This is a genomic window from Pseudidiomarina woesei, assembly GCF_001418345.1.
Taxonomy (GTDB): Bacteria; Pseudomonadota; Gammaproteobacteria; order Enterobacterales; family Alteromonadaceae; genus Pseudidiomarina; species Pseudidiomarina woesei.
Map to the genome: position 1 here is coordinate 47,814 of NZ_LIPW01000001.1, position 20,866 is coordinate 68,679.

Annotated in this window: 20 protein-coding genes, 1 tRNA gene and 1 pseudogene; 7 read left to right on the plus strand and 15 right to left on the minus strand. The window is 49.1% G+C overall.

Annotated features, from left to right (window positions below; all coding sequences use genetic code 11):
- Positions 1-3: 3 nt before the first annotated feature.
- Positions 4-897, plus strand: a pseudogene (locus tag ASC40_RS00255) (IS3 family transposase); the annotation flags it as partial.
- Between the two features lie 113 nt (positions 898-1,010).
- Complete coding sequence (locus ASC40_RS00260) at positions 1,011-3,344, plus strand: heavy metal translocating P-type ATPase (RefSeq protein WP_072243341.1); 2,334 nt, start codon at positions 1,011-1,013, stop codon at positions 3,342-3,344.
- A gap of 217 nt (positions 3,345-3,561) precedes the next feature.
- On the opposite strand, the gene ASC40_RS11710 is transcribed toward ASC40_RS00260, so the two are convergent.
- Entirely contained in the window at positions 3,562-3,777 is a 216-nt protein-coding gene (locus tag ASC40_RS11710; protein ID WP_082432412.1) for an integrase core domain-containing protein, read from the minus strand.
- A gap of 18 nt (positions 3,778-3,795) precedes the next feature.
- Positions 3,796-4,203 (minus strand): DDE-type integrase/transposase/recombinase, encoded by a 408-nt coding sequence (locus ASC40_RS12070; protein ID WP_342666837.1) that lies wholly within the window; start codon positions 4,201-4,203, stop codon positions 3,796-3,798.
- A gap of 177 nt (positions 4,204-4,380) precedes the next feature.
- On the opposite strand from ASC40_RS12070, the gene ASC40_RS00275 reads away from it, so the two are divergent.
- On the plus strand, positions 4,381-4,998 hold the full coding sequence (locus tag ASC40_RS00275) for a hypothetical protein (protein ID WP_141656081.1): 618 nt from the start codon (positions 4,381-4,383) through the stop codon (positions 4,996-4,998).
- A gap of 235 nt (positions 4,999-5,233) precedes the next feature.
- Here the strand turns inward: ASC40_RS00275 and ASC40_RS00280 are convergent.
- From ASC40_RS00280 to ASC40_RS00305, 6 genes are all read right to left on the minus strand, one after another.
- Positions 5,234-5,310 (minus strand) — tRNA-Val (locus tag ASC40_RS00280).
- 116 nt (positions 5,311-5,426) lie between these two features.
- Positions 5,427-6,983 (minus strand): AbgT family transporter, encoded by a 1,557-nt coding sequence (locus ASC40_RS00285; RefSeq protein ID WP_055437802.1) that lies wholly within the window; start codon positions 6,981-6,983, stop codon positions 5,427-5,429.
- 191 nt (positions 6,984-7,174) lie between these two features.
- Positions 7,175-8,662, minus strand: a complete 1,488-nt coding sequence (locus ASC40_RS00290; protein WP_055437803.1) for a class I adenylate-forming enzyme family protein — start codon at positions 8,660-8,662, stop codon at positions 7,175-7,177.
- Positions 8,659-10,320, minus strand: coding sequence for an isovaleryl-CoA dehydrogenase (locus ASC40_RS00295; RefSeq protein WP_055437804.1), 1,662 nt, complete (start codon positions 10,318-10,320; stop codon positions 8,659-8,661). The genes ASC40_RS00290 and ASC40_RS00295 overlap by 4 nt, the downstream gene beginning before the upstream one ends.
- A 22-nt stretch (positions 10,321-10,342) precedes the next feature.
- On the minus strand, positions 10,343-10,963 hold the full coding sequence (locus tag ASC40_RS00300; RefSeq protein WP_072243342.1) for a TetR/AcrR family transcriptional regulator: 621 nt from the start codon (positions 10,961-10,963) through the stop codon (positions 10,343-10,345).
- A gap of 129 nt (positions 10,964-11,092) precedes the next feature.
- Positions 11,093-12,064: a cytochrome P450 gene (locus ASC40_RS00305; RefSeq protein ID WP_055437805.1), complete on the minus strand. Its 972-nt coding sequence runs from the start codon at positions 12,062-12,064 to the stop codon at positions 11,093-11,095.
- A 203-nt stretch (positions 12,065-12,267) separates the two neighbouring features.
- On the opposite strand from ASC40_RS00305, the gene ASC40_RS00310 reads away from it, so the two are divergent.
- Complete coding sequence (locus ASC40_RS00310) at positions 12,268-12,555, plus strand: hypothetical protein (protein WP_055437806.1); 288 nt, start codon at positions 12,268-12,270, stop codon at positions 12,553-12,555.
- A 34-nt stretch (positions 12,556-12,589) separates the two neighbouring features.
- Here ASC40_RS00310 and ASC40_RS00315 read toward each other — a convergent pair whose 3' ends face one another.
- Positions 12,590-12,823, minus strand: a complete 234-nt coding sequence (locus ASC40_RS00315; protein WP_055437807.1) for a hypothetical protein — start codon at positions 12,821-12,823, stop codon at positions 12,590-12,592.
- A gap of 133 nt (positions 12,824-12,956) precedes the next feature.
- Between ASC40_RS00315 and ASC40_RS00320 the strand changes: the two genes are divergently transcribed.
- Positions 12,957-13,406, plus strand: coding sequence for an RrF2 family transcriptional regulator (locus ASC40_RS00320; protein ID WP_055437808.1), 450 nt, complete (start codon positions 12,957-12,959; stop codon positions 13,404-13,406).
- Here ASC40_RS00320 and ASC40_RS00325 read toward each other — a convergent pair.
- The 4 genes from ASC40_RS00325 to ASC40_RS00340 form a co-directional block, all read right to left on the minus strand.
- Complete coding sequence (locus ASC40_RS00325; RefSeq protein ID WP_055437809.1) at positions 13,348-14,559, minus strand: vWA domain-containing protein; 1,212 nt, start codon at positions 14,557-14,559, stop codon at positions 13,348-13,350. The genes ASC40_RS00320 and ASC40_RS00325 overlap by 59 nt on opposite strands.
- A gap of 15 nt (positions 14,560-14,574) precedes the next feature.
- Positions 14,575-15,411, minus strand: a complete 837-nt coding sequence (locus ASC40_RS00330; RefSeq protein WP_055437810.1) for an AAA family ATPase — start codon at positions 15,409-15,411, stop codon at positions 14,575-14,577.
- A gap of 22 nt (positions 15,412-15,433) precedes the next feature.
- On the minus strand, positions 15,434-15,811 hold the full coding sequence (locus ASC40_RS00335; RefSeq protein WP_055437811.1) for a DUF6746 family protein: 378 nt from the start codon (positions 15,809-15,811) through the stop codon (positions 15,434-15,436).
- 139 nt (positions 15,812-15,950) lie between these two features.
- On the minus strand, positions 15,951-17,006 hold the full coding sequence (locus ASC40_RS00340; protein ID WP_082432414.1) for a DUF3080 family protein: 1,056 nt from the start codon (positions 17,004-17,006) through the stop codon (positions 15,951-15,953).
- Between the two features lie 42 nt (positions 17,007-17,048).
- Between ASC40_RS00340 and ASC40_RS00345 the strand changes: the two genes are divergently transcribed.
- Positions 17,049-17,645, plus strand: a complete 597-nt coding sequence (locus ASC40_RS00345) for a riboflavin synthase (RefSeq protein ID WP_055437813.1) — start codon at positions 17,049-17,051, stop codon at positions 17,643-17,645.
- On the opposite strand, the gene ASC40_RS00350 is transcribed toward ASC40_RS00345, so the two are convergent.
- Together ASC40_RS00350 and ASC40_RS00355 are read right to left on the minus strand one after the other, a co-directional pair.
- A complete protein-coding gene (locus ASC40_RS00350; protein WP_055437814.1) occupies positions 17,642-17,851 on the minus strand; it encodes a CPXCG motif-containing cysteine-rich protein in 210 nt (69 codons plus the stop codon). The genes ASC40_RS00345 and ASC40_RS00350 overlap by 4 nt on opposite strands.
- 107 nt (positions 17,852-17,958) lie before the next feature.
- On the minus strand, positions 17,959-18,864 hold the full coding sequence (locus ASC40_RS00355; RefSeq protein ID WP_055438485.1) for a DMT family transporter: 906 nt from the start codon (positions 18,862-18,864) through the stop codon (positions 17,959-17,961).
- An 84-nt stretch (positions 18,865-18,948) separates the two neighbouring features.
- On the opposite strand from ASC40_RS00355, the gene thrS reads away from it, so the two are divergent.
- Positions 18,949-20,865, plus strand: a complete 1,917-nt coding sequence (gene thrS, locus ASC40_RS00360; protein WP_055437815.1) for a threonine--tRNA ligase — start codon at positions 18,949-18,951, stop codon at positions 20,863-20,865.
- Position 20,866 lies beyond the last annotated feature (1 nt).

Consider the following 20,866-nt stretch of genomic DNA (forward strand, 5'->3'; position numbering starts at 1 on the left):
AGCCTTCTTCGCGAAAGAAATAAAGTAAAGTTTGAATTCATCAAGGTCGAATCTGGCAACTACCCAATCAGGGCTCTGTGTCGGGTTATGAAGGTCAGCAAGTCGGCTTACTATGACTGGTGCAAGCGCCCGGGCAAGCTGATTGGCGCTCAAGAGCTGCAGCTTCGCCGCCGGATCAAGGAACTGTTCAAAGCGAGCAGATCCAGCTTGGGCAGCCGGAAAATGATGAAGGCACTTCGCGCGGAAGGCTTTGAAATTGGCCGATACCGGGTTCGCCGGCTTATGGATCAAATAGGCTTGAAGGTGACGCAGCGCGTGGCTTACAAAGTAACCACCAAGCGCAAACACAGCGACAGCGTAGCGGGCAATTTGCTGAATCAGAATTTCAACCCAGTGGGCCCGAATCAGATCTGGGCGGGCGATGTGACCTACTGCCGCACCGGCGAAGGCTGGATGTATCTAGTGGTTGTGATGGACCTGTATTCGCGGCGCATCGTGGGCTGGGCAATTGATAAAACGATGACCACCAGTTTGGTGCTGCGGGCTCTGATTACGGCTTACAACCTGCGCAGGCCGAGCAAGGGGCTGGTGTTCCATAGCGACCGCGGGTCGCAGTACACCAGCAAGCGGTACCGGAAGCAGCTTCAGCGTTTTGGTATGCGAGCGAGTATGGGCGACGTTGGCGCCTGCTGGGACAACGCAGTTGTTGAACGATTTTTTGGCAGCCTGAAACATGATTGGCTCTTTAAAGTGTCACAACCGACACGTGAACATATGAAAAGGGATGTGGCCGCTTACATCCGTTACTACCACCTGGAGCGACTACATTCGGCCAACGGCGGCAGGTCGCCAGTTAACCATGAATTATTGTTTAAAAATGTGTCCGGATTTAGTTGACCAGTACATCCAATGGGTTAAGGTGGTGCTGAAAAGAAGTAAATGTATGCAGTCATGAGGCTATACGCACGCATATACGGAATTTGGCACATACCTCGAGAGGATTAGTTGTTATGAGGCAGAATCAATCAGAACATCCACACCACGTGGATCCGTCGCACACAGATGCGCCGCTCTCAGATCCCGTGTGCGGCATGCGAGTTACAGAGAATTCATCCCATCACATGGAGCATGAGGGTAAGTCTTTCTATTTTTGCAGCACCAAGTGTTTGGGTAGATTCCGTGATGACCCGGAAAAGTACCTCGATCCCACCAAGTCGGAGGAACATACAACGCCGCATGAGCCCGGCACGACGTACACTTGCCCTATGCATCCGGAGATCCTGCAAGATCACCCGGGAACCTGTCCAAAGTGTGGCATGGCTCTTGAGCCATTGATGCCCAGTCTGGATGATGATAACAATCCAGAGTTGAAAGATTTTTCACGCAGGTTCTGGTGGACGCTGCCGTTTACTGTCATCGTGACAATACTTGCTATGTTCGGCCCGCAGCTTGGCTGGTTCAGCATGAGCGTGCAAACATGGATCGAACTCGTTCTTTCAATACCGGTAGTGTTGTGGGCAGGGCAGCCATTTTTTGTACGGGGCTGGCAATCAGTAGTGAACCGCAGCCCGAACATGTGGACGCTGATAGGCCTTGGTACTGGAGCGGCGTTTATCTATAGCACTATCGCGACGATAGCACCGGGCATATTCCCTGAAACTTTCATGTCGATGGGCCGCGTTTCAGTCTATTTTGAAGCAGCAGTTGTCATTATTTCGCTGACATTGTTGGGTCAGATGCTTGAGTTGAGGGCACGCTCGAAAACATCAGCTGCCATCAAGTCCTTGCTCGGTCTGGCGCCTAAGACAGCACGGCGGATCAACAAGGATGGCACTGAGGAAGATGTGCCTTTGAATCACGTACATGAAGGTGATCGCTTGCGCGTTCGCCCTGGTGAAAAAGTCCCGGTTGACGGCACGGTAGAGGAAGGTAATAGCTCATTGGATGAGTCGATGTTGACCGGAGAGCCACTCCCCGTAAGCAAGCGGCCCGGAGACAAGGTGATTGGCGCGACGATGAATACTTCAGGCGCTCTTGTGATTCGGGCAGAGAAAGTGGGTTCTGCCACAGTGCTCTCTCAGATTGTGCAGCTCGTAGCGCAGGCGCAGCGTTCGCGCGCTCCCATGCAGCGCATGGCTGACTTGGTTGCCGGTTACTTCGTTATGGCTGTAGTGGTCATCGCCATAACAACTCTGTTCGTTTGGGGATTCTTCGGTCCGCAACCGAGCTGGGTGTACGGTTTGATAAATGCTGTTGCGGTGCTGATTATCGCTTGCCCGTGTGCGTTGGGGCTGGCCACACCCATGTCCATCATGGTGGCAACCGGCAAAGCCGCTACGCAAGGCGTGCTGTTTCGCGATGCCGCCGCGATTGAGAACTTCCGCAAAGTCGATACTCTGATTGTTGATAAAACCGGCACATTGACTGAAGGACGTCCGGCTTTTGAACAAGCAATTCCGGCAGGTGACATAACTGCCGATGAAGTACTACGTCTTGCAGCGAGCCTCGATCAAGGCAGTGAACATCCACTTGCCGACGCTATTGTGAACGCGGCGCGCGAGCGCGGCCTCACACTCAGTGCAGTCGACGATTTTGAATCAGGTAGCGGCATCGGCGTTCGTGGCCAAGTCGATAGTAAGTCGCTGGTCCTGGGCAATACAGCTCTGATGCAGCAAGACGGGATTGATGTTACCCACCTGACAAACATCGCCGACTCATTGCGCGAAAAAGGTGCGAGTGTCATGTATCTCGCCTCGGATGGCCAACTTGCAGGCCTGTTGGCTGTCTCCGACCCGATCAAACAGAGCACGCTGGAAGCAGTGCGAGATCTCCAGCAAGCGGGGATTCGTATCATCATGGCAACCGGCGATGGTATTGCAACGGCTAACGCTGTTGCCAAGGAATTGGGAATCGACGAAGTGCACGGCGAAGTCAAACCTGCTGACAAGCTTGACCTCGTCACACAGCTTCAAGCTGAAGGTTGTATTGTAGCTATGGCTGGGGACGGGATTAACGATGCCCCGGCTCTCGCAAAGGCTAACGTAGGTATCGCCATGGGGACGGGTACAGACGTTGCCATGAACAGCGCTCAGGTAACCCTGGTCAAAGGCGACTTGCGTGGAATCTCCACCGCACGGCACCTTTCCGATAGTACCGTCGCTAATATGAAGCAAAATCTGGGTTTCGCGTTTATCTACAATGCGCTTGGCGTCCCGATCGCAGCCGGTGTGTTGTATCCCCTCACGGGTATTCTGCTCTCACCCATGTTCGCCGCACTCGCAATGAGTCTCAGCTCGGCATCGGTGGTTTTCAACGCTCTCCGGCTTCGTGGCTCACGCGATTGAATGGGGCGATAACCCACGGAATGATGCTCTGATAACACAAGCTGCTGAAGAACAGATGTTTCAGCAGCTTGTGCCCCCTCATCCACCATCCGTTGATTAACGAGGCCTTAATCGATGCTGTTTCACCAGCGTATAGAATACCGGGATGACAATGAGTGTGAGGATAGTGGAAGAAATGTAAATACCCCATTTCTAACACAGTCATCTCGTAGAGTATTTATGCCGCATTTCGGTACTCAAATGGCGTCATGTCATTGAGTGAATCGTGCGGTCGTTCGTTGTTGTATAGCTCAATCCAATCTTCGGTTATTTGCTTCACTTCGTTCAGGTTGTTGAAAATGTAGCAATCGAGTACATCGTCGCGATACGTTCGGTTAAACCGTTCAATGTATGCGTTCTGGTATGGGCAACCAGGCTTGATGTAATCAATCATAATGTCATGCGTTTTTGCTCAGTTTACAAACACTTCCGAGGTGAATTCGCTGCCATTATCTACCCGAATTTTCTCAGGGTAACCGTGCCACTCAGCAAGTTGGTCAAGATAGCGTATGACGCGCAACGACGGCATGCTGGTCGCAATATCGATACCTAAAACTTCGCGATTAAAGTCGTCAATCACGTTAAATGTGCGGAACCTGACTTTGTTGTGCAAGCTGTCGCTCATAAAGTCCATTGACCAGGACTTACCCAGTGCATTCGGTGCAGCTAACGGCTCTGGGTTACGGTTCGGCAGTCGCTTTTTGCCTTTGCGTCGCAGGTTCAGTTTTAGCTCAGTATAAACACGATAAACACGCTTGTGGTTCCAGCGGTGGCCTAGCTTTCGAAGGCGTTTGAAGCACTTCGGGAACCCCCCACCGATGGTGCTTGTCGATTAAAGCATTCAAGGCATCAATGATTTCGTCATCATCGGTCAATTTTGGCTCGTAATAGTAAGCGGTACGGCTAATGCCAACTACATCACAGCACTTTACAACGCTCGCGTTATACTGCACCTGCAACTCGCGTGCCCAGGTTTTCCGTTCTGCCACAGGTGCTATTGCGTGGCAAAACCAAACTATGGCTGATAACCAGTGATAGTGATTTTGCTACAAAACATGAAAAATCCTTGTTTCTAAATGCTTTTCTAATGCAAGAAATCAAAGCGTTACCAAATTCGCCGCAGATTTTCGTATTTGATGAAACATTAGGTGGTATTCGAGATTTTGCTGAGGTTAACGGTATTGATCTAGATATCGAGCTTTCACGTGAAGAAATAGATGAAATTAATTTAGAAGAGCAGCAACTTATTCTTTCCGATAGACTGCGAGATTACTTCCAATTATATGGTACGGGAATAGCTGGTTCTGTCGCTAACCAGTTAGCAGCCCTCGAGGCTAACCCTAGTTTTCAAAGCATGCTAGAGGCTCAAAAATATTGGAACAGTGATATTTTAAAGACAGCGGCACAGATGGCTAGTATAGAGAGTAACCCTTCAATGAGGGCATTTCGCGAATCTCAAAGTGGCTTGGTCGGTCAAGCACAAAAATTTGCGGCAGAAATAAATAAGGCCGGCAACGGGATGTTGCGTAATGCAAAGGCTCGACAGAACAATGACTCCGAAGACAATCAAGCCCGTGATGACTCAGAGAGCTCAAGATCTGATTCAAAAGAATAAGTAAATCATTCAAACTAGGTAGCTTTGAATAATTATTCACTTGTTACCATCTAAACGATGTGTTTCAGAACTCAGGTTCTACACTTAATGCTTTTATATTAAAAATCGACCATGGTCACCGTTTGGTCACCATTTGGTCACAAGCTCCAAAATGGTCACAAAAACGCACAAAGCATCAAGCCAACTAATACGGCTGCAAGTCAATAAATTCAAAGGGTTTGGAACTTTAGAAAGATGGTGCGTCCGAGTAGACTCGAACTACCGACCCCTACCATGTCAAGGTAGTGCTCTAACCAACTGAGCTACGGACGCACATTGTATTGCTGACGTTCACGAATGCGAACGGGCGCTATATTAGTCATTACGCTGCGGTGGTGCAAGTGGTTTTTGCGCCACCGCGTTTCAATTGCGTAAGTTTCAACCAACCACTAAAAGCCTAGTGGTATGCCGAAGCTGAAGAACGCGACCAAGAGGGCTGTCCACACCACCATAAAGGCCAATGAATATGGCACCATCATGGCTATCATTTCGCCAAAGGTAAGCTGCGGATTATACTTGCGCATGAAGGCTAAGATAATGCCAGCGTAGCTCATCATAGGAGTGATGATATTGGTTGACGAGTCGGCTACGCGGAAAGCCGCGGCGACTAAGTCAGGCGTCATTTCACTATTTACCAAATACAGCATCGGGATAAAAATTGGCCCTAAGAGCATCCACTTTGAAGTTAGGCCGCCAACAAAGATGTTGATAATGGCGGTTACGATAATAAAACCAATAAGTAGCAATACCGGGAAGCTTTGTAGGCCCAAGTTGGTCAACAGCGTGGCGCCTAGGTAGGTGATATATGCGCCAAGGCCACTGTGGCTTAATACGCCCAAGAAGTTGTAACAGAAGAAGGTGAGCACCAAAATGTAGCCCATGGTGTCCATTTGCTTAACCATGGCTTTTACCACGTCTTGCAGTGATTTGAAGTTACCACTAGCTACCCCAAAAGCCACACCGACGGCAATAAACACAAAGGTAATAAGCAAAATAACGTTATTTAAATATGGCGTTACCGTGGCGCCTTGAGCGTTTTCATAGGGCGCCAATGGGCCAACAGCTAGGCCGTAAATGGCAATGAGGGCCACCACTAATGCAATACCTGCGGCACGTAGGCCACGCTTTTCTGCTGGGGAGACTTCGAAGTCGCCTAATTCAAGCTCTTTTGGAATGGTGTAGGGCTTTTGTTCTAGGCGTGGCTGCACAAATTTTAGGGTAACCCACGCGCCAACGCCGCCAAGAATAAAGGTTGAGGCCAAAATGAAGTAATAGTTCATAGTGGCTGGTTTGAGGGCTTCGCCAGCGGCGTTTACAAACGGAATGCCTTGTGATTCAGCGAATACTTTGGCGTTTACGCCAATAATGACATCAATTGGCGTGGCCGGAATTAAGTTGGCACTGAAGCCGGCAGAAACGCCGGCGAAAGCGGCAGCCATACCAATCAATGGGTTTTTACCAAGCCCGGCGTATAACAGGCCGGCCAATGGGATCAGAATGAGATAGCCGGCGTCGGTTGCGATTGAACTCATAATGCCAATAAATACGAGGAACAGCGGCAACCAATTTAGCGGTAATCCGCGCGATACTTTTTTCAAAATCGCGGCGAATAAACCGGAGTTTTCAGCAACGCCGACACCAAGCATAACAATTAAAATAACGCCGAGGACGCCGCCGCCAAAGCCAAGCCAGTTAGCCAGTAGCGCGTTGTCGAAAAGCCACACCACGTTTTCGGTGGCCAGCATGTTGCGAATTTCGTATTCAATGGGTTGGCCGTCGCCGCCGTAGGTGGTGAAGCTTAAGCCGCCAATGGCCCAGGTGAGCAGGAGGGCTGCTGCTAAGAAATAGATAAAAATAATAACGGGGTCGGGAATACGCTTGCCGGCGCGTTCGACAAAAGCGATAAAGCCGCCAGTTTCGTTGGCTGGGGTTGGTTTGGATGACACGAGTACTTCCTCGTTGGTTATTAGTTATTAGTTATTAGTTATCGGTTATGGATGGTATTAAAGATTGGTGGTGGTGTCGAGGGTTACAGCGCTGCGCGCTACCCGGCGTGAAACGCCGGGCTACGGTGATGGAGGGATGGGCTACGGTGATGGAGGGATGGGCTACGGTGATGCGTGGGCCGGGTTACGGGTTAGCGCAGTTGGTGTTTGAGGACTTTGCCGTTGGCGTTATGGGGCAGCTCGTCCATAAATGCGTATACGCGTGGGCATTTGTAGTCGGCGAGGCGTTCAGCTACGTGCGCGCGCAAGGCTTCTTCTTCAATGGCTTCGCGCAAGACCACGCATGCTTTAACGGTTTCTCCCCATTCGTCGTGCGGTACGCCAATGACAGCGGCTTCAAGCACAGCAGGGTGGCTTGCTAAAGCGTCCTCAACTTCACGAGGGTACACGTTAACGCCGCCGCTAATGATCAGATCTTTAATACGATCTTTAACCCAATAAAATCCGTCATCGTCGCGCAGACCAATATCGCCGGTACGTATCCATCCGTCGTTAGTAAATATGTCTTGAGTGGCTTGCTCATTGCGCCAATATTCGGTCATGACACCTTCACCACCAATGTGAATTTCCCCAGGCTCGTTGTTAGCACAAATGTCACCATTTTTGTTGACCACCCGTATCTCGGTAAAAGCAGCCGCTCGTTGGCCGACAGAACCGGCTTTTTCTGCATGCTCATTAGGTAGCAACAGACTGCCGGTTGGGCCCGCTTCGGTTAGGCCATATACGCAGTAAAATTGGTCGCTGCCGAATGCCTGCTGTACGCGTCGGGCGTGGTCGCCGGCCAATGGTCCACCTCCATAAATCCAGTGGGTCATGCTGCTTAAATTAGTTTTTTGTATGGCAGGGTGTTGGGCGGTGAGCAAGTAGGCTACAGGTGCGCCAAAAAAGTGGGTGGCGCGTTCTTGTTGCACTAGGTTTAGCAAAAGATCAGGGGTAAATGTGGGGGCGACTATATGCGTGCTGCCAATTAGCGTACCGCCAACTAAGGTCAAGTTTAATGGGGCTGAATGGGTAAATGGCATTAACGATAGTAATCGGCTCTCCGGGCGGTAGTGCATTTCGGTGGCAAACATCATCCCGACAAATAATAGTGCTTTGTGATTGAACAATACGCCTTTTGGTCGCCCGGTAGTGCCTGACGTGTAAAGCAGCGTTGCTGGTTCAAACAATGCTTGCTGATCGAGTTGAGTAAACGTTCGACCGCTGCTGTATTGCGCTACATGGTCAATGATGTTGTTAATAACCAGGCTAGTTAGTTTAAGCTCGGAGCAGGCTTTAAGCGCATGGCTACTCGTTAAATCGCAGGTAATCACCAAACTTGCGTCAGCATTTTCAAATATGTATGCCAGTTCAGAGGCGGTTAATTTAACGTTTATCGGCGATACGATAGCGCCTAGCCGTTGAACTGCGAAATGCGCCACAATAAAGGTGTAGCTGTTGGGCAATACCAAACATACCCGATCACCAGCTTTTATATGATGGTCGCAGGCAAGATGCTCGGCAAACTGATTGACGTGTTGCTCAAGTTGTTGCCAAGTAGCGCGTAATGAGCCATCAATCACGGCTTCATGCTTTGGGTATTTGCGCGCATTGCGGGCAACGTAGGCTGGAATAATCATGCGAAGCTCCGGTTAATAATATTTGTTAAGTTTAGGCCGCTAGGCAAGCAACCGTAATTGGCGGTGGTATGAGCGCTAAGTCGGCTGGCACAAAACGCATCGGCAACCTCGTTCGGTGCGTGCTGTAACAGCAGCGCACCTTGCAATGCCAAGGCCATATGGTCGGCGAAATGACGTGCTTGATATTGCCATTGGTCTGCCGGAGTTCGGCTAAAGCTGGCTTTAAGGTTATTTACAAAGGCGTCAAAGCGCTGATCGGTACTGCCGGCGCGCGCCAGTTCATTAAAGTACGCTTCAAGCACTTCAGGTTCTTTTTGAATAGCTCTAAGCATATCAAGGCATTGCACATTGCCGCTGCCTTCCCAAATCGCGTTGACGGGTGATTCGCGGAATAGTCGCGGCATCATGGTATTTTCCATCACGCCCATACCGCCAATAACTTCCATGGCCTCGTAGGCATGTTGCGGTGTTCGTTTGCAAATCCAGTATTTGCCGATAGGTGTGGCAATGCGTGCTAGTAAGCGCTCGTGCTCATTGCTTTGCTGGTCCATTGCGCGAGCCATGCGCATGGTTAAGGTCATGGCAGCTTCACTTTCCAGCGCTAAGTCGGCCAACACATTTTGCATGAGGGGTTGGTCAACCAGGTGAGCGCCAAAGGCTTGGCGATGCCTAGCGTGGTGAATAGCTTGCACAGTGGCTTGACGCATGCCTGACGATGAACCAATCATGCAGTCATAGCGGGTCATAGAAACCATTTCTATAATTGTGCGGACGCCACGGCCTTCTTCGCCAACCATCCACGCCAACGCGCCACGTAATTCGCACTCACTGGAGGCATTAGCGACGTTGCCCATCTTGTTTTTTAATTGCTGAATTTGTAGTGCATTTTTGGTGCCGTCTGGGCGCCAGCGTGGCAGTAAAAAGCATGATAGGCCCTTGTTTGTTTGCGCCAGAACTAAGAAGGCATCGCACATTGGTGCTGAAACAAACCACTTATGACCCACTAACTCATATGCTTCGCCAGAACCTTCGGCTGCAATAGGGTAGGCGCGCGTGCTATTGCTGCGCACGTCTGAGCCGCCTTGCTTTTCAGTCATTGCCATTCCAATGGTGAGCCCGCGTTTCACGCTGTCGGGTACGTTTCGGCTATCGTATTCGGGCGCCATTATTTTAGGACCAAATTTAGCCAGTAAATCGGGTTGATGTTGCAAGGCAGGAATGGCGGCAAAGGTCATAGTGATAGGGCAGCCATGAGCAGCCTCTACTTGGGTGTGCAAGTAGTATTTGGCGGCACGCGCGACATGGGCTCCCGGTTTGGGAGCAGCCCATGGGCTGGCATGTAAACCTTCAGTTATCGCAATATCCATTAGCTGGTGATAGCTGGGATGAAAGTCGATTTGATCAACGCGGTTGCCAAAACGGTCGTGGGTAACAAGCTGCGGCTTATTGACGTTAGCCGCAAAACCCAGCGCTATGCGCTCAGGTAGCCCGCATTCAGCACCAAAGCGCGCAATGTCTTGTTCAGCCCAGCTTGCACCTTCGCGCTTTACTGCCTCTTGCAATGCTTTATCTTCGGCGTACAAGTTATAGTTTTCAAGCTCTGGTGGTTGGTTTTCTACCGTGTGGGTTTGAGCGAGATACTGGTCTGGAATAGTCATTTTTGTTCTCCATATGTTTGTTTTACACACACGAGTGAGGCCGCGCTGTTATTGCTTGAAGACAAAAGCGTACACTTTCCAAAATTGCGCTATTCGGTTCGAGCTCATGCTGATGGGCTAATGGGCCAATTAAAGCTTCAGCAATGGCTCCAACTAAAGCGCGGCTGCTCAACGCACTATTTTGTGGTGGTAAGCTTTGTTCGCTAATGCCGTGTTCAATAGCTTGGGCGAATAAGTCGGCGTAGCGTTCTCGATATTTTAAGCGTGCGGCAATAACTGCGGGCTCAACGGGTTCTGCAATTAAAGCCCATGCAGTGACAGGTGCGCGAAGGGCACGTTTTGCAAATGTGGTTAATGCGTTAGCAATGCGCTCGGGTATCGGTTTTTCGGGGGCGCTAAGCTGCCGCTGAACTTGGATTACCTCAATATTTGTGGCGTGTTCAAATACGGCGGTACATAAGGCTTCTTTGTTGGCAAAGTAGCGATACAGGGTGCCTGTAGCTAGGTTACAGCGCTTGGCCAAAGAGGCCATTTGCAAGCCACTGAATCCTACTTCGTTCAGCAACGTGAGTGCATTGCTAAGAATGTTTTCTTGGGTTGCCTGCTTACGCTGGCGTATTTGAGTTGTTTCGCGATAGGCCATGGTGTTCTTGCTATCTAATTATCGATAGCAAGAAGTGAACCATGATTCATTTTTTGGATCAATGATTATTTTTTTAGGGCTACGGTGATGGGTTACAGCGCTGCGCGCTACCCGGCGTGAAACGCCGGGCTACGGTGATGCGTGGGCCGGGCTATGGGCTGTGTGGGTGAGCAGGGCTTGAGTAAAGGCGCGCAGTTCTAAGCGCGCGAGCGGTGCGCCGGGGCAGACGTGAATGCCGGCGCCGTACAATAAGTTGTCGCGCGGGTCGCGATCCCAACGAAACTGGTGTGGTTGCTCGAATACCTCGGGGTCGGTGTTGGCTGCGCCCCAGTCAAGCGTAACCACGGTGTCGGCTTTTACCGCTTGGCCGTTGATGTGCATGGGGCACACAGCGCGGCGGCGGTTACTTGCTAGCGGTGCGTTAAAACGAAGTATTTCGTCTACGGCATGGTCAATATGCTCAGGTGCTTGGGTGAGCTGTTTACGTACAACTTGATTAGTGTTTAAGAAGTTCACAATGGCTTTCACTGCATTGGCAATAGTGCCAAGTTCGCCAACAGTCCAATTACGCACAATGCTGACTAGGTATTCGTCGGTTAACGGCTCGCCTTCAATACGCAGATGAACCAGCCTTGAAGTTACACTATCAACTGGGTATTCACCGGCACGAGCGCGATCAAATTCGGCCACCATCAGTTGGCTAAACTCAGCGGCTAATTGGTGCATGGTTTCTCTGTCGCCTGCTGCACTGGCTTTTTTCTGGCGCTGTATCCACTGCAGTAAAGCCGCTTCAAGGTTGCGCGGCCAGCCCATAAATGCACACTGCGCTTGCAACGCAAAGGGGTAAGCAAGATCGCTTTCAACATTAAACTCTTCCGGCAGTTCACGGAATAATCTGGCGACGATAGCTTTAAGAACCGGCTCAAACCGGTGCAGTGTTTGTGCATCGAAAAATGGTTCAATGAGCTTGCGGTACAGCGTATGCTCTGGCGCATCCATACCATTGGGTACGTTCAGGTGCGAAGACACCTGGTTACTCCATGTTTCTGGCGCATGAAGAATGGCGATAACATCGGCATGTTTGCGAATGACAGGGGACATAACAACCTCCCGTATTGAGAAATTTAGGCAGGATTAGGGTACCACCTTGGTTGTCAATTTCTTTGATATTGGTCAAACCAATTGCCCAGAAGTAGTATTTAGTTACAAAGGGGTTGCTTTTTAAGCTTGTTATCATAATCTTAACGAGCAACAACAAATTGCATAACAAACAAAGTATTTATTAGAACAACAAGGATAATTCCATGGAGCAGACAACAGTGAATGGCCAAAGCGTCCAACCGCAAGCGCCGTATGTTAATCAAGAGCACACGAGTACCGGTAGTTGGTTTTTAACCATTTTCTTAACCAGTATTCCGTTGGTGAACTTCATTTTGTTACTGGTTTGGGCGTTTAGCCACTCAACGCCATTGAGCAAACGCAACTGGGCACGAGCCATGTTGATTTGGATGCTTGTTGCATTCGTACTGTTCTTCTTAATGGCGATTATTGGTGGCATTGGTATGGCAGCCCTTGAAAGCGGCGGGTATTAGCGCACTTTATTCGCCTAACTAACTTTAGCCGACCTTAGCGCAGTGGCTGGCCAAGCTGGTGCTGCGCTATCAATCTGACCACATAAGACAGTTTAAATAAGCCTGCCAGCAATATTTGCAGAAAATGCAATACCGCTATCACCATAAGCGGAAACTGGGCTTCTAAGCCCCAAGCTAAATAGGCCACCACCAAGAACAGCAGCAAAAATACCACCATGGCCAAATTGGCGCCTTTGAGTAATTTGTGACCGGGTTGCGGGTTGCTCATAAGAAACATCCTCAATGCATGTTTATAATAAATGCATTATGAATGTATGTTTGAGCGAGATCAAGGTTTGCTGTACTATAATGCGTTGTAAATGTACCTTTTGGAATTCTCTTAAGATTCTACTGAGATAGTTATGCAGCTTAAAAAATATACTGATTATGGCTTACGAATCTTGATGTATCTGGCCAGTTTTGACGCCGATGACAAGTGTGCTGAGCCAAAGCTCGCAACTATTCGGGAAATTTGTGACACTTTTGATCTTTCTGCGAACCATGTGAATAAAGTGGTACACCACCTTGGTCGGCTGCAGCTTATAGAAACGCGGCGTGGCAAAAATGGCGGTTTTTTATTGGCCAAACAGCCGGAGGATATATCGCTTGCTTTTGTTATTCGCCAGTTAGAGGGCGATGAGAAATGGATTGAATGTGAGAATCCATACTGCGTGGCTATGCCGGCGTGCGAGCTAAAAGGCATTGTCGCTCGCGGCAAAGAGTTATTTTACGATTACTTAAGCCAATACACGCTTAAGAGTTTGATGGTGAAGGCACCGCAGCTACGGCAGATTTTTTCAACAGCGTCGTAATAGCTTGGCTAATGCCGTCAACGGTTAAGGGGTACATGCGTTGGCTCACCAGTTGACGCATTAAGTCAATTGACTGGTAATAGCGCCAGTGTTCTGTCGGTTGCGGGTTAAGCCATACTGCGTCGGTAAAATGATTTAGCAAACGCTGCATCCATACCGCTCCGGGCTCTTCGTTCCAGTGCTCAACACTGCCGCCAGGGTAGGCTATTTCGTAAGGGCCCATGGTGGCATCGCCGACAAAAATTAATTTGTAGTCGCGGCCGTAGCGGTTAATTATTTCTAATAACGGTATTTTTTCAGCAAAGCGGCGGCTGTTGTCCTTCCACACGTGCTCATACACACAGTTGTGAAAATAGAAAAACTCTAAGTGCTTAAATTCATTGCGGGCGGCAGCAAAAAGCTGTTCGCACTCGTAAATGTAGTCATCCATTGAACCGCCTACGTCAAACAACAGCAGCACTTTCACCGCGTTGTGACGCTCGGCCTGCCATTGCAGATCAAGCAAGCCTGCTTTTTGTGAGGTGGCGCGAATGGTGGCGTTTAAATCAAGCTCATCGGCGGCGCCGGTGCGGGCGAACTTACGTAGCTTCCGCAAGGCCAACTGTAAGTTACGGTTGCTAAGCTCGCTGTCACCATCGAGATCACGAAACTCACGCTTGTCCCATACTTTTACTGCGCGGCGAGCATTGCTGCCTTCTTGCCCAATACGTATGCCTTCTGGGTGGTAGCCATAAGCGCCAAAGGGCGAGGTGCCGCCGGTGCCAATCCACTTATTGCCGCCGGCATGGCGTTTTTGCTGCTCAGCTAAACGTTCACGGAAAGTTTTTAGTAGTTCGTCTAGGCCGCCTAGGGCTTGTAATTTGGCTTTATCTTCGTCACTAAGTTGCCGTTGCAGGCTGCGCTCTAACCAGTCGGCTGGTATTGCGCTGGCTAGGTCGACTTGCTCAACCCCCTCAAAGTATTCAGCGAAGGCCCGGTCGAAGCGGTCGTACTGGCTTTCGTCTTTTACCAAAACCAAGCGCGCTAAAGTGTAAAAATCATCAACATTAGCGAACACCATGCCGCGCTCAAGCGCACCGAGCAAATCAAGTAGCTCGGTGAGGCTGGTGTTAAGACCATGCTTGCGCAGGCATAGAAAAAATTCAATGAGCATAGTAACTCAATGCGCTTAAGACGATTGGCGGCGTGACATAAAAGCTAGTTTTTCAACTAGTTGCACGTCTTGTTCGTTTTTTAATAAGGCCCCAAACATAGGCATAAGGCCGTTGCCTTTTTGTAGCTCAGCTGGTGCAATTTCTTCGGCTAGCAGTAGCTTTAACCAGTCAATAAGCTCAGAGGTTGAGGGTTTTTTCTTTAAGTTAGGTACCGCGCGCAAGTCAAAGAACACTTCAAGGGCGGTGCTCAATAAGTTTTTGCGAATATCTGGGTAATGTACTTGCACAATTTGCGCCAGGGTATCGGCATCTGGAAACTTAATGTAATGGAAAAAACAACGACGTAGAAATGCATCGGGCAGTTCTTTTTCGTTATTAGAGGTAATGATCACAATAGGGCGGTGTTCGGCACGCACCTGTTCGCCGGTTTCGTAAACATGAAACTCCATTTGATCAAGCTCGTGCAGCAAGTCATTGGGGAACTCAATGTCGGCTTTGTCTATTTCATCAATGAGTAGCACCGGGCGTTCAGGCGCCGTGAAGGCTTGCCATAGCTTGCCTGGCTTAATGTAGTTGGCAATGTCGTGAACTTTGTCGCTGCCTAACTGGCTGTCACGCAGGCGCGACACCGCGTCATATTCGTACAAACCTTGTTGGGCTTTGGTGGTTGACTTTATTTGCCAGCGAATAAGCGGTACGCCAAGTGAAGTGGCGAGCTCTTCAGCTAAACGGGTTTTGCCGGTGCCGGGCTCGCCCTTAAGTAACAGGGGCTTTTCAAGGGTTACTGCGGCGTTAACAGCTAGGCCGAGGTCATCGGCCACGATGTAATTATCGGTACTTGTAAAGCTCATGTATTCCTCTGGGGTAGTCGATTTATTTGACGATTTTGCCAGAATTTTCGAGGTATTTCCTCCCGTTTGACTTCACTTTACCAAAATCCATGTGCTCAGAGCCTAAGTGCACTTCTTCCAGTACTTCTTGTAAATCGTCAACTTCGTCGTCAAGTTTTTGCAAGGCTTCTTCAAGGGTGTAGGTGAGCTGGTGAATTTCAGCCATTTTTTGTGGTGTTAACTCGCCATGCATAAGCTCTTCAAGTTTTTTATTGTATTCACGCATGTTATCAAGCGCTTGTTGCAGAGTTTCTGACTTTTTGCCTTTGAAATGATCAGGGCGTTTGTCGTCACTTGCGTATGAAGGCGCTGCAACTAAAACCAAAGCGAGGGCGGCAGAAATAACAGATAACTTTTTCATAGGGTTCTCCAAAAGAATTACTTTTACAAATGAGAATTATTATCAATAAGGTATCATTAAATGTTCATTTAGCCAAGTACAATAGGCGTTTGGTTTTACGCATACTTTTAAGCTTAATTTTATCCATACATAGCTTAAGTTAAGCGCCCGGCGTAAATTCACAATCACGGAAAAACTGTTGCCAATACTGCACATGATTACGGGTTATTGCTTTTACCTGATCATCTAGTGCGACAATATGTCGCAAATGCGTTTGCCAAGCAGGAAGCGGCGTGTCTAACGCTTGAATATAGGGCTCCAGTTGTGCAGCTTGGTGGGTTAATGCATTTAAGTGGCGCTGCACCGGCCCGCTAAAACGCGCAATAAATACCTGGCGCAACACCTGAGCACGTTTGGGAACACCAGCCGATAAACAGCCAGCGTTGTGGCTGAGGTTGCTTACCAGCGGTTCAAGCTGTTGAATATAGGCATGGTTGTCATGCAAGGCTCGCCATAGCTGAGCAATGTAGGCGTCTTTGTCTAAGCGCTCGAGAGCTGCGATTAATTCAGGTTCAGTAGGTAATGGGGCTTGATCATCGAGAACCTGTAAAAGGGTATTCATGGCGCTAAATAGTGGCGCCAGAGTACTACTGTCGGGCTTGGCAAGCGGCCTGTCAGCCATGCTGATGATATTTCGTATAGCGTAATCTTGAGTGATCGCTTGAGTGCGTAGCTGTGGCATGAGCTTGCGTTTTGCTTCGGCCTGTTGTTGAACGCGTTTTGCGAGCTCTGGGTTTTCGTTGTGCAATTGCTTCGCACATAACTGCAAAGCTTCGGTTAATTGGCGATCATAAAAATATCGCAGCACGCCTTGTTGCAGGCGCCCTAGCGAGCTATTGCGTTCAGCAATCAATGGCCCTGCGGCGCAGGCATCTAGGCGCATGGCGTCGAGTAATGAAATTTCAATGCGCTCAATCAACAAACGCAAATCACGAGCGCTTGGGGGCTGAATGCGAGGCACAGGCTGATAATTGACTGCGGGTTGATTTAGCGTGTTGGCCACCCGTTGTTGATAGTCATGCAGGTGGCTTAAACCTTCTGGGGCAGGGCTGCAGGCACTGAGCATGACGAGTGCCACGCAGCACAGCGCCAAGCATTGCCTGAGCACTGCACAGCTATGGTCAAACTTAGCGTTTAACGTTACAATTTTTCCCATTGAAAGTTTTGCCACTGAAAGGCCCCGACATAAAGAGACATTATGTTTACAGGTATTGTACAAACCCAAGCTCGCGTTGCCCAATTGAATGATCGCGAGCAATTTCGTCAATTAACCGTGCAGGTTGCCCCTGAATATTTGCAGCACGTGGCGCTAGGCGCAAGTATTGCAATTAATGGCTGTTGTTTAACCGTGGTGGCTTTTACGGCTGATACGGTTAGTTTTGACATTATTGACGAAACGCTACGCTTAACCAACCTTGGTGCATTAACCACAGGTGATAACGTGAACTTTGAACGTTCGCTCAAAGTGGGCGATGAAATGGGCGGGCACTATGTATCCGGTCATATTCACTGTACAGGTTCGGTAGTAAAGCGTGAGCGCAGTGCTGACAATTTGGCCTTATGGATTGAGTTTCCAGAGCAATTCAAAGCCTATGTACTCGCCAAAGGCTTTATTAGCGTTAATGGCGCTAGTTTAACGGTGGGGCAGGTAGAAAGTAACCGTTTTAGCTTACATTTAATTCCAGAAACCTTGCGGTTAACCAACATTGAGACGGCCGATGTGGTGAACCTAGAGTTCGATCAGCAAACCATGACCATTGTGGAAACGGTTGAACGCGTACTTGCGCAACGTTAATAAAAGTTTTCGTCGTCGCTTGCGACGCGCACAAATATCTTGTCGTTAACTTGGTCTAATTTAACTAACAGATGAATGTCGGCACCACAGGCACGGCATTCGTCTTGGTAGTCTTGATCACCCGCTGAGGCGTCAATACTCACGTGAATGTGGTGCCCGCAATGTGGGCAGCGTAAGCCGGCGTCGTACAGTTTGTCGGCATTCATGAAAACCTCCAAGTGCTGTTTGTAACTAAGTTTAGTATGGCTTAGATTCAAAATTTTGCCTGTTGGTTCACCTGAATTTAACGCTTTAATTCGCCCCGGCCGCTAACTTATTGAATTCCAAATAACAGCGCGATGCCGCTAACCGCAATAAGGGCACCGATGATGCTGCGCGCAGAAAGTGGTTGGCCGCGTAACCACTGAATGGGGATTAACCATAACGGCGCGGTAGCAAGAAGTGTTTGCGCAAGGCCCGGGTTGATATACGCAATGGCGGTTTGCTGCAGCCATATGGCCAAAAAGGTGCCCATGACAATGGCCGTGAGCAGCCAAGGAATTGACGTGTGACGCAGTGCTGCGCGCGTTGATTTGATTAAGCTGGGTTTGAGTAGAACTAACGCAATGTTAAGAGCCAAAGTACCGGCGAGCAATCGCAGCAGGGCTGCATTGAGCGGATTCATGTCGAATTCTTGCAGGGCATGAAATGACATCACCAACCCCAAGGCTTGGCACAAAGCCGCGCCAATTCCAGCAGCTACACCACTTACGCTAAGCTGAACGCGTTCGGCGCTGCGTGGTTTTTCGCTAATCACCACAAAAATACCCGCAATAATCACTAAGGCTGCGGCTACTTCGTACCAGTGCATGCCTTGCGCGAGTAATATCCACGCCAATAACGCCGCAAACGGCGGTGCTAAGTACTCTAACAACATGGTGTGCCAAGGGCCTAAGCGTCGCAGCGCGGCAAAATAAAGCGTGTCACCAAGGGTAATGCCAATAACGCCACTGGCTAATAGCAAGTAGGTGGCGAGGTTGCCTTGTAGCTGCAATAACTGCCCACTAAACCAACCAGCAAGCAGCAATAATGGGCATGCAACAATGCCTTTTACCAGGTTTAGTTGAGCAGCAGACAAATAGCTGCCTGCTTGGCTATATAACAACGTCGCCAGCGCCCAAAAAAGCGCAGCGGTGAGAGCGGCCAAAGGCCCAATGAATGTGGTTGCTAGGGTTTCCATGGCGGGCATCATACGCTATAGTGTGGCCTTTCAAAATAACAAGTGACACTTGGTAGGTGCCACCACTGTAAAAAGGACAAAAAAATGCCTGTAGTAACACTCCCCGACGGAAGTAAACGTAGTTTCGACAAGCCTGTTTCTATTCTCGACGTTGCCCAAGATATTGGCCCTGGTTTAGCCAAAGCCACGGTTGCTGGGCGTATTAATGGCGAGCTTGCAGATGCTTGTGACTTAATTACCGATGATGCCTCGGTTCAGATCATTACGCCTAAAGATGACGACGGTGTACACATTATTCGTCATAGCTGTGCGCACTTGCTAGGCCATGCGCTGAAGCAAATGTTCCCAGACGTTAAAATGGCGATTGGTCCGGTTATCGACAACGGTTTTTATTACGATGTTGATATGGAGCACACGTTAACTGCAGATGACTTGCAAGCGCTTGAAAAACGTATGCTTGAGTTGGCAAAAACCGAATACAACGTGGTGAAAAAGAAGGTCAGCTGGGCCGAAGCTCGCGAAACCTTCGTGAGCCGCCATGAACCGTACAAAGTTGAAATTTTAGACGACGACATTAGCCGTGACGACCGTCCGGGCTTGTATCACCATGAAGAATATATCGACATGTGTCGTGGCCCGCACGTACCGAATATGCGCTTTTGCCAGCATTTCAAAATTATGAAAGTGGCGGGTGCTTATTGGCGTGGTAAGTCTGACAACAAAATGTTGCAACGGGTTTATGGCACCGCTTGGGCTGACAAGAAGCAACTAAAAGCTTACTTGCAGCGCTTAGAAGAAGCCGAGAAGCGTGACCACCGTAAAATTGGTAAAACCCAAGACTTATTCCATTGGCAGGAAGAAGCACCAGGTATGGTGTTTTGGCACAACAATGGTTGGACGGTGTTCTTAGAGCTTGAGCGCTTTATTCGTGAAAAACTGCGTGAATACCAGTATCAAGAAGTGAAAGGCCCATTGATGATGGACCGTGTGTTGTGGGAGCGTTCTGGCCACTGGGAGAAGTTCTCAGACCTCATGTTCACAACAGCGTCTGAAAACCGTGAATATGCCATTAAGCCAATGAACTGCCCTGGCCACGTGCAAATTTTTAATCAGGGTTTGAAGTCTTACCGTGATTTGCCGCTGCGTATGGCTGAATTTGGCTCGTGTCACCGTAATGAGCCTTCTGGTGCGTTGCACGGCTTGATGCGTGTGCGTGGCTTTACTCAAGACGACGCGCATATCTTCTGTACCGACGCACAAGTACAAGAAGAAGTAAGCGGTTGCATTAAAATGGTGTACGAAACCTATAAAACCTTTGGTTTCGATGACATTGTGGTGAAATTATCAACCCGCCCAGAAAAGCGTTTAGGCGACGATGCCACTTGGGATCATGCTGAGCAAGCATTGGCTGATGCGTTGAAAAATAACGGCATTGAATTTGAATATTTGCCGGGCGAGGGCGCGTTTTATGGCCCGAAAATTGAATTTACCCTGCATGATTGCTTAGGTCGTGCATGGCAGTGTGGCACCGTACAGCTTGACTTTGCTTTACCTGGCCGCCTCGGTGCAACCTATGTGGGCGAAGACAATGAGCGCCATACGCCAGTGATGATTCACCGTGCGATTTTGGGCTCACTTGAACGCTTTATGGGCATCATTATTGAAGAATACGCGGGTTATTTCCCAACTTGGTTGGCACCAACGCAGGTTGTGGTGATGAATATTACCGATAATCAGCGCGATTATGCCATTAAAACGGTAAAAGAATTGAATAAACTTGGATTTAGAGCCATTGCTGACTTGAGAAATGAGAAAATAGGCTTTAAAATTCGCGAGCACACTCTAAAACGTGTACCATACTTGCTTGTTGTTGGCGACAAAGAAGTCGAAAACCAAGCGGTTGCGGTGCGTACTCGTCGCGGTGAAGACCACGGTGTTAAAGGGCTACAGCAATTTATCACTGAACTTACCGACGAAGTAAACAGCCGCAAGATTAGTTAAT

What these genes read in the sequence shown, in the direction of transcription:
- ASC40_RS00260 (WP_072243341.1), top strand. Translation starts at nt 1,011, where the DNA reads ATGAGGCAGAATCAATCAGAACATCCACACCACGTGGATCCGTCGCAC.
- ASC40_RS11710 (WP_082432412.1), bottom strand. Translation starts at nt 3,777, where the DNA reads ATGATTGATTACATCAAGCCTGGTTGCCCATACCAGAACGCATACATT.
- ASC40_RS00290 (WP_055437803.1), bottom strand. Translation starts at nt 8,662, where the DNA reads ATGATTATTCCAGCCTACGTTGCCCGCAATGCGCGCAAATACCCAAAG.
- ASC40_RS00295 (WP_055437804.1), bottom strand. Translation starts at nt 10,320, where the DNA reads ATGACTATTCCAGACCAGTATCTCGCTCAAACCCACACGGTAGAAAAC.
- ASC40_RS00300 (WP_072243342.1), bottom strand. Translation starts at nt 10,963, where the DNA reads ATGGCCTATCGCGAAACAACTCAAATACGCCAGCGTAAGCAGGCAACC.
- ASC40_RS00305 (WP_055437805.1), bottom strand. Translation starts at nt 12,064, where the DNA reads ATGTCCCCTGTCATTCGCAAACATGCCGATGTTATCGCCATTCTTCAT.
- ASC40_RS00310 (WP_055437806.1), top strand. Translation starts at nt 12,268, where the DNA reads ATGGAGCAGACAACAGTGAATGGCCAAAGCGTCCAACCGCAAGCGCCG.
- ASC40_RS00315 (WP_055437807.1), bottom strand. Translation starts at nt 12,823, where the DNA reads ATGAGCAACCCGCAACCCGGTCACAAATTACTCAAAGGCGCCAATTTG.
- ASC40_RS00320 (WP_055437808.1), top strand. Translation starts at nt 12,957, where the DNA reads ATGCAGCTTAAAAAATATACTGATTATGGCTTACGAATCTTGATGTAT.
- ASC40_RS00325 (WP_055437809.1), bottom strand. Translation starts at nt 14,559, where the DNA reads ATGCTCATTGAATTTTTTCTATGCCTGCGCAAGCATGGTCTTAACACC.
- ASC40_RS00330 (WP_055437810.1), bottom strand. Translation starts at nt 15,411, where the DNA reads ATGAGCTTTACAAGTACCGATAATTACATCGTGGCCGATGACCTCGGC.
- ASC40_RS00335 (WP_055437811.1), bottom strand. Translation starts at nt 15,811, where the DNA reads ATGAAAAAGTTATCTGTTATTTCTGCCGCCCTCGCTTTGGTTTTAGTT.
- ASC40_RS00340 (WP_082432414.1), bottom strand. Translation starts at nt 17,006, where the DNA reads ATGGGAAAAATTGTAACGTTAAACGCTAAGTTTGACCATAGCTGTGCA.
- ASC40_RS00345 (WP_055437813.1), top strand. Translation starts at nt 17,049, where the DNA reads ATGTTTACAGGTATTGTACAAACCCAAGCTCGCGTTGCCCAATTGAAT.
- ASC40_RS00350 (WP_055437814.1), bottom strand. Translation starts at nt 17,851, where the DNA reads ATGAATGCCGACAAACTGTACGACGCCGGCTTACGCTGCCCACATTGC.
- ASC40_RS00355 (WP_055438485.1), bottom strand. Translation starts at nt 18,864, where the DNA reads ATGGAAACCCTAGCAACCACATTCATTGGGCCTTTGGCCGCTCTCACC.
- thrS (WP_055437815.1), top strand. Translation starts at nt 18,949, where the DNA reads ATGCCTGTAGTAACACTCCCCGACGGAAGTAAACGTAGTTTCGACAAG.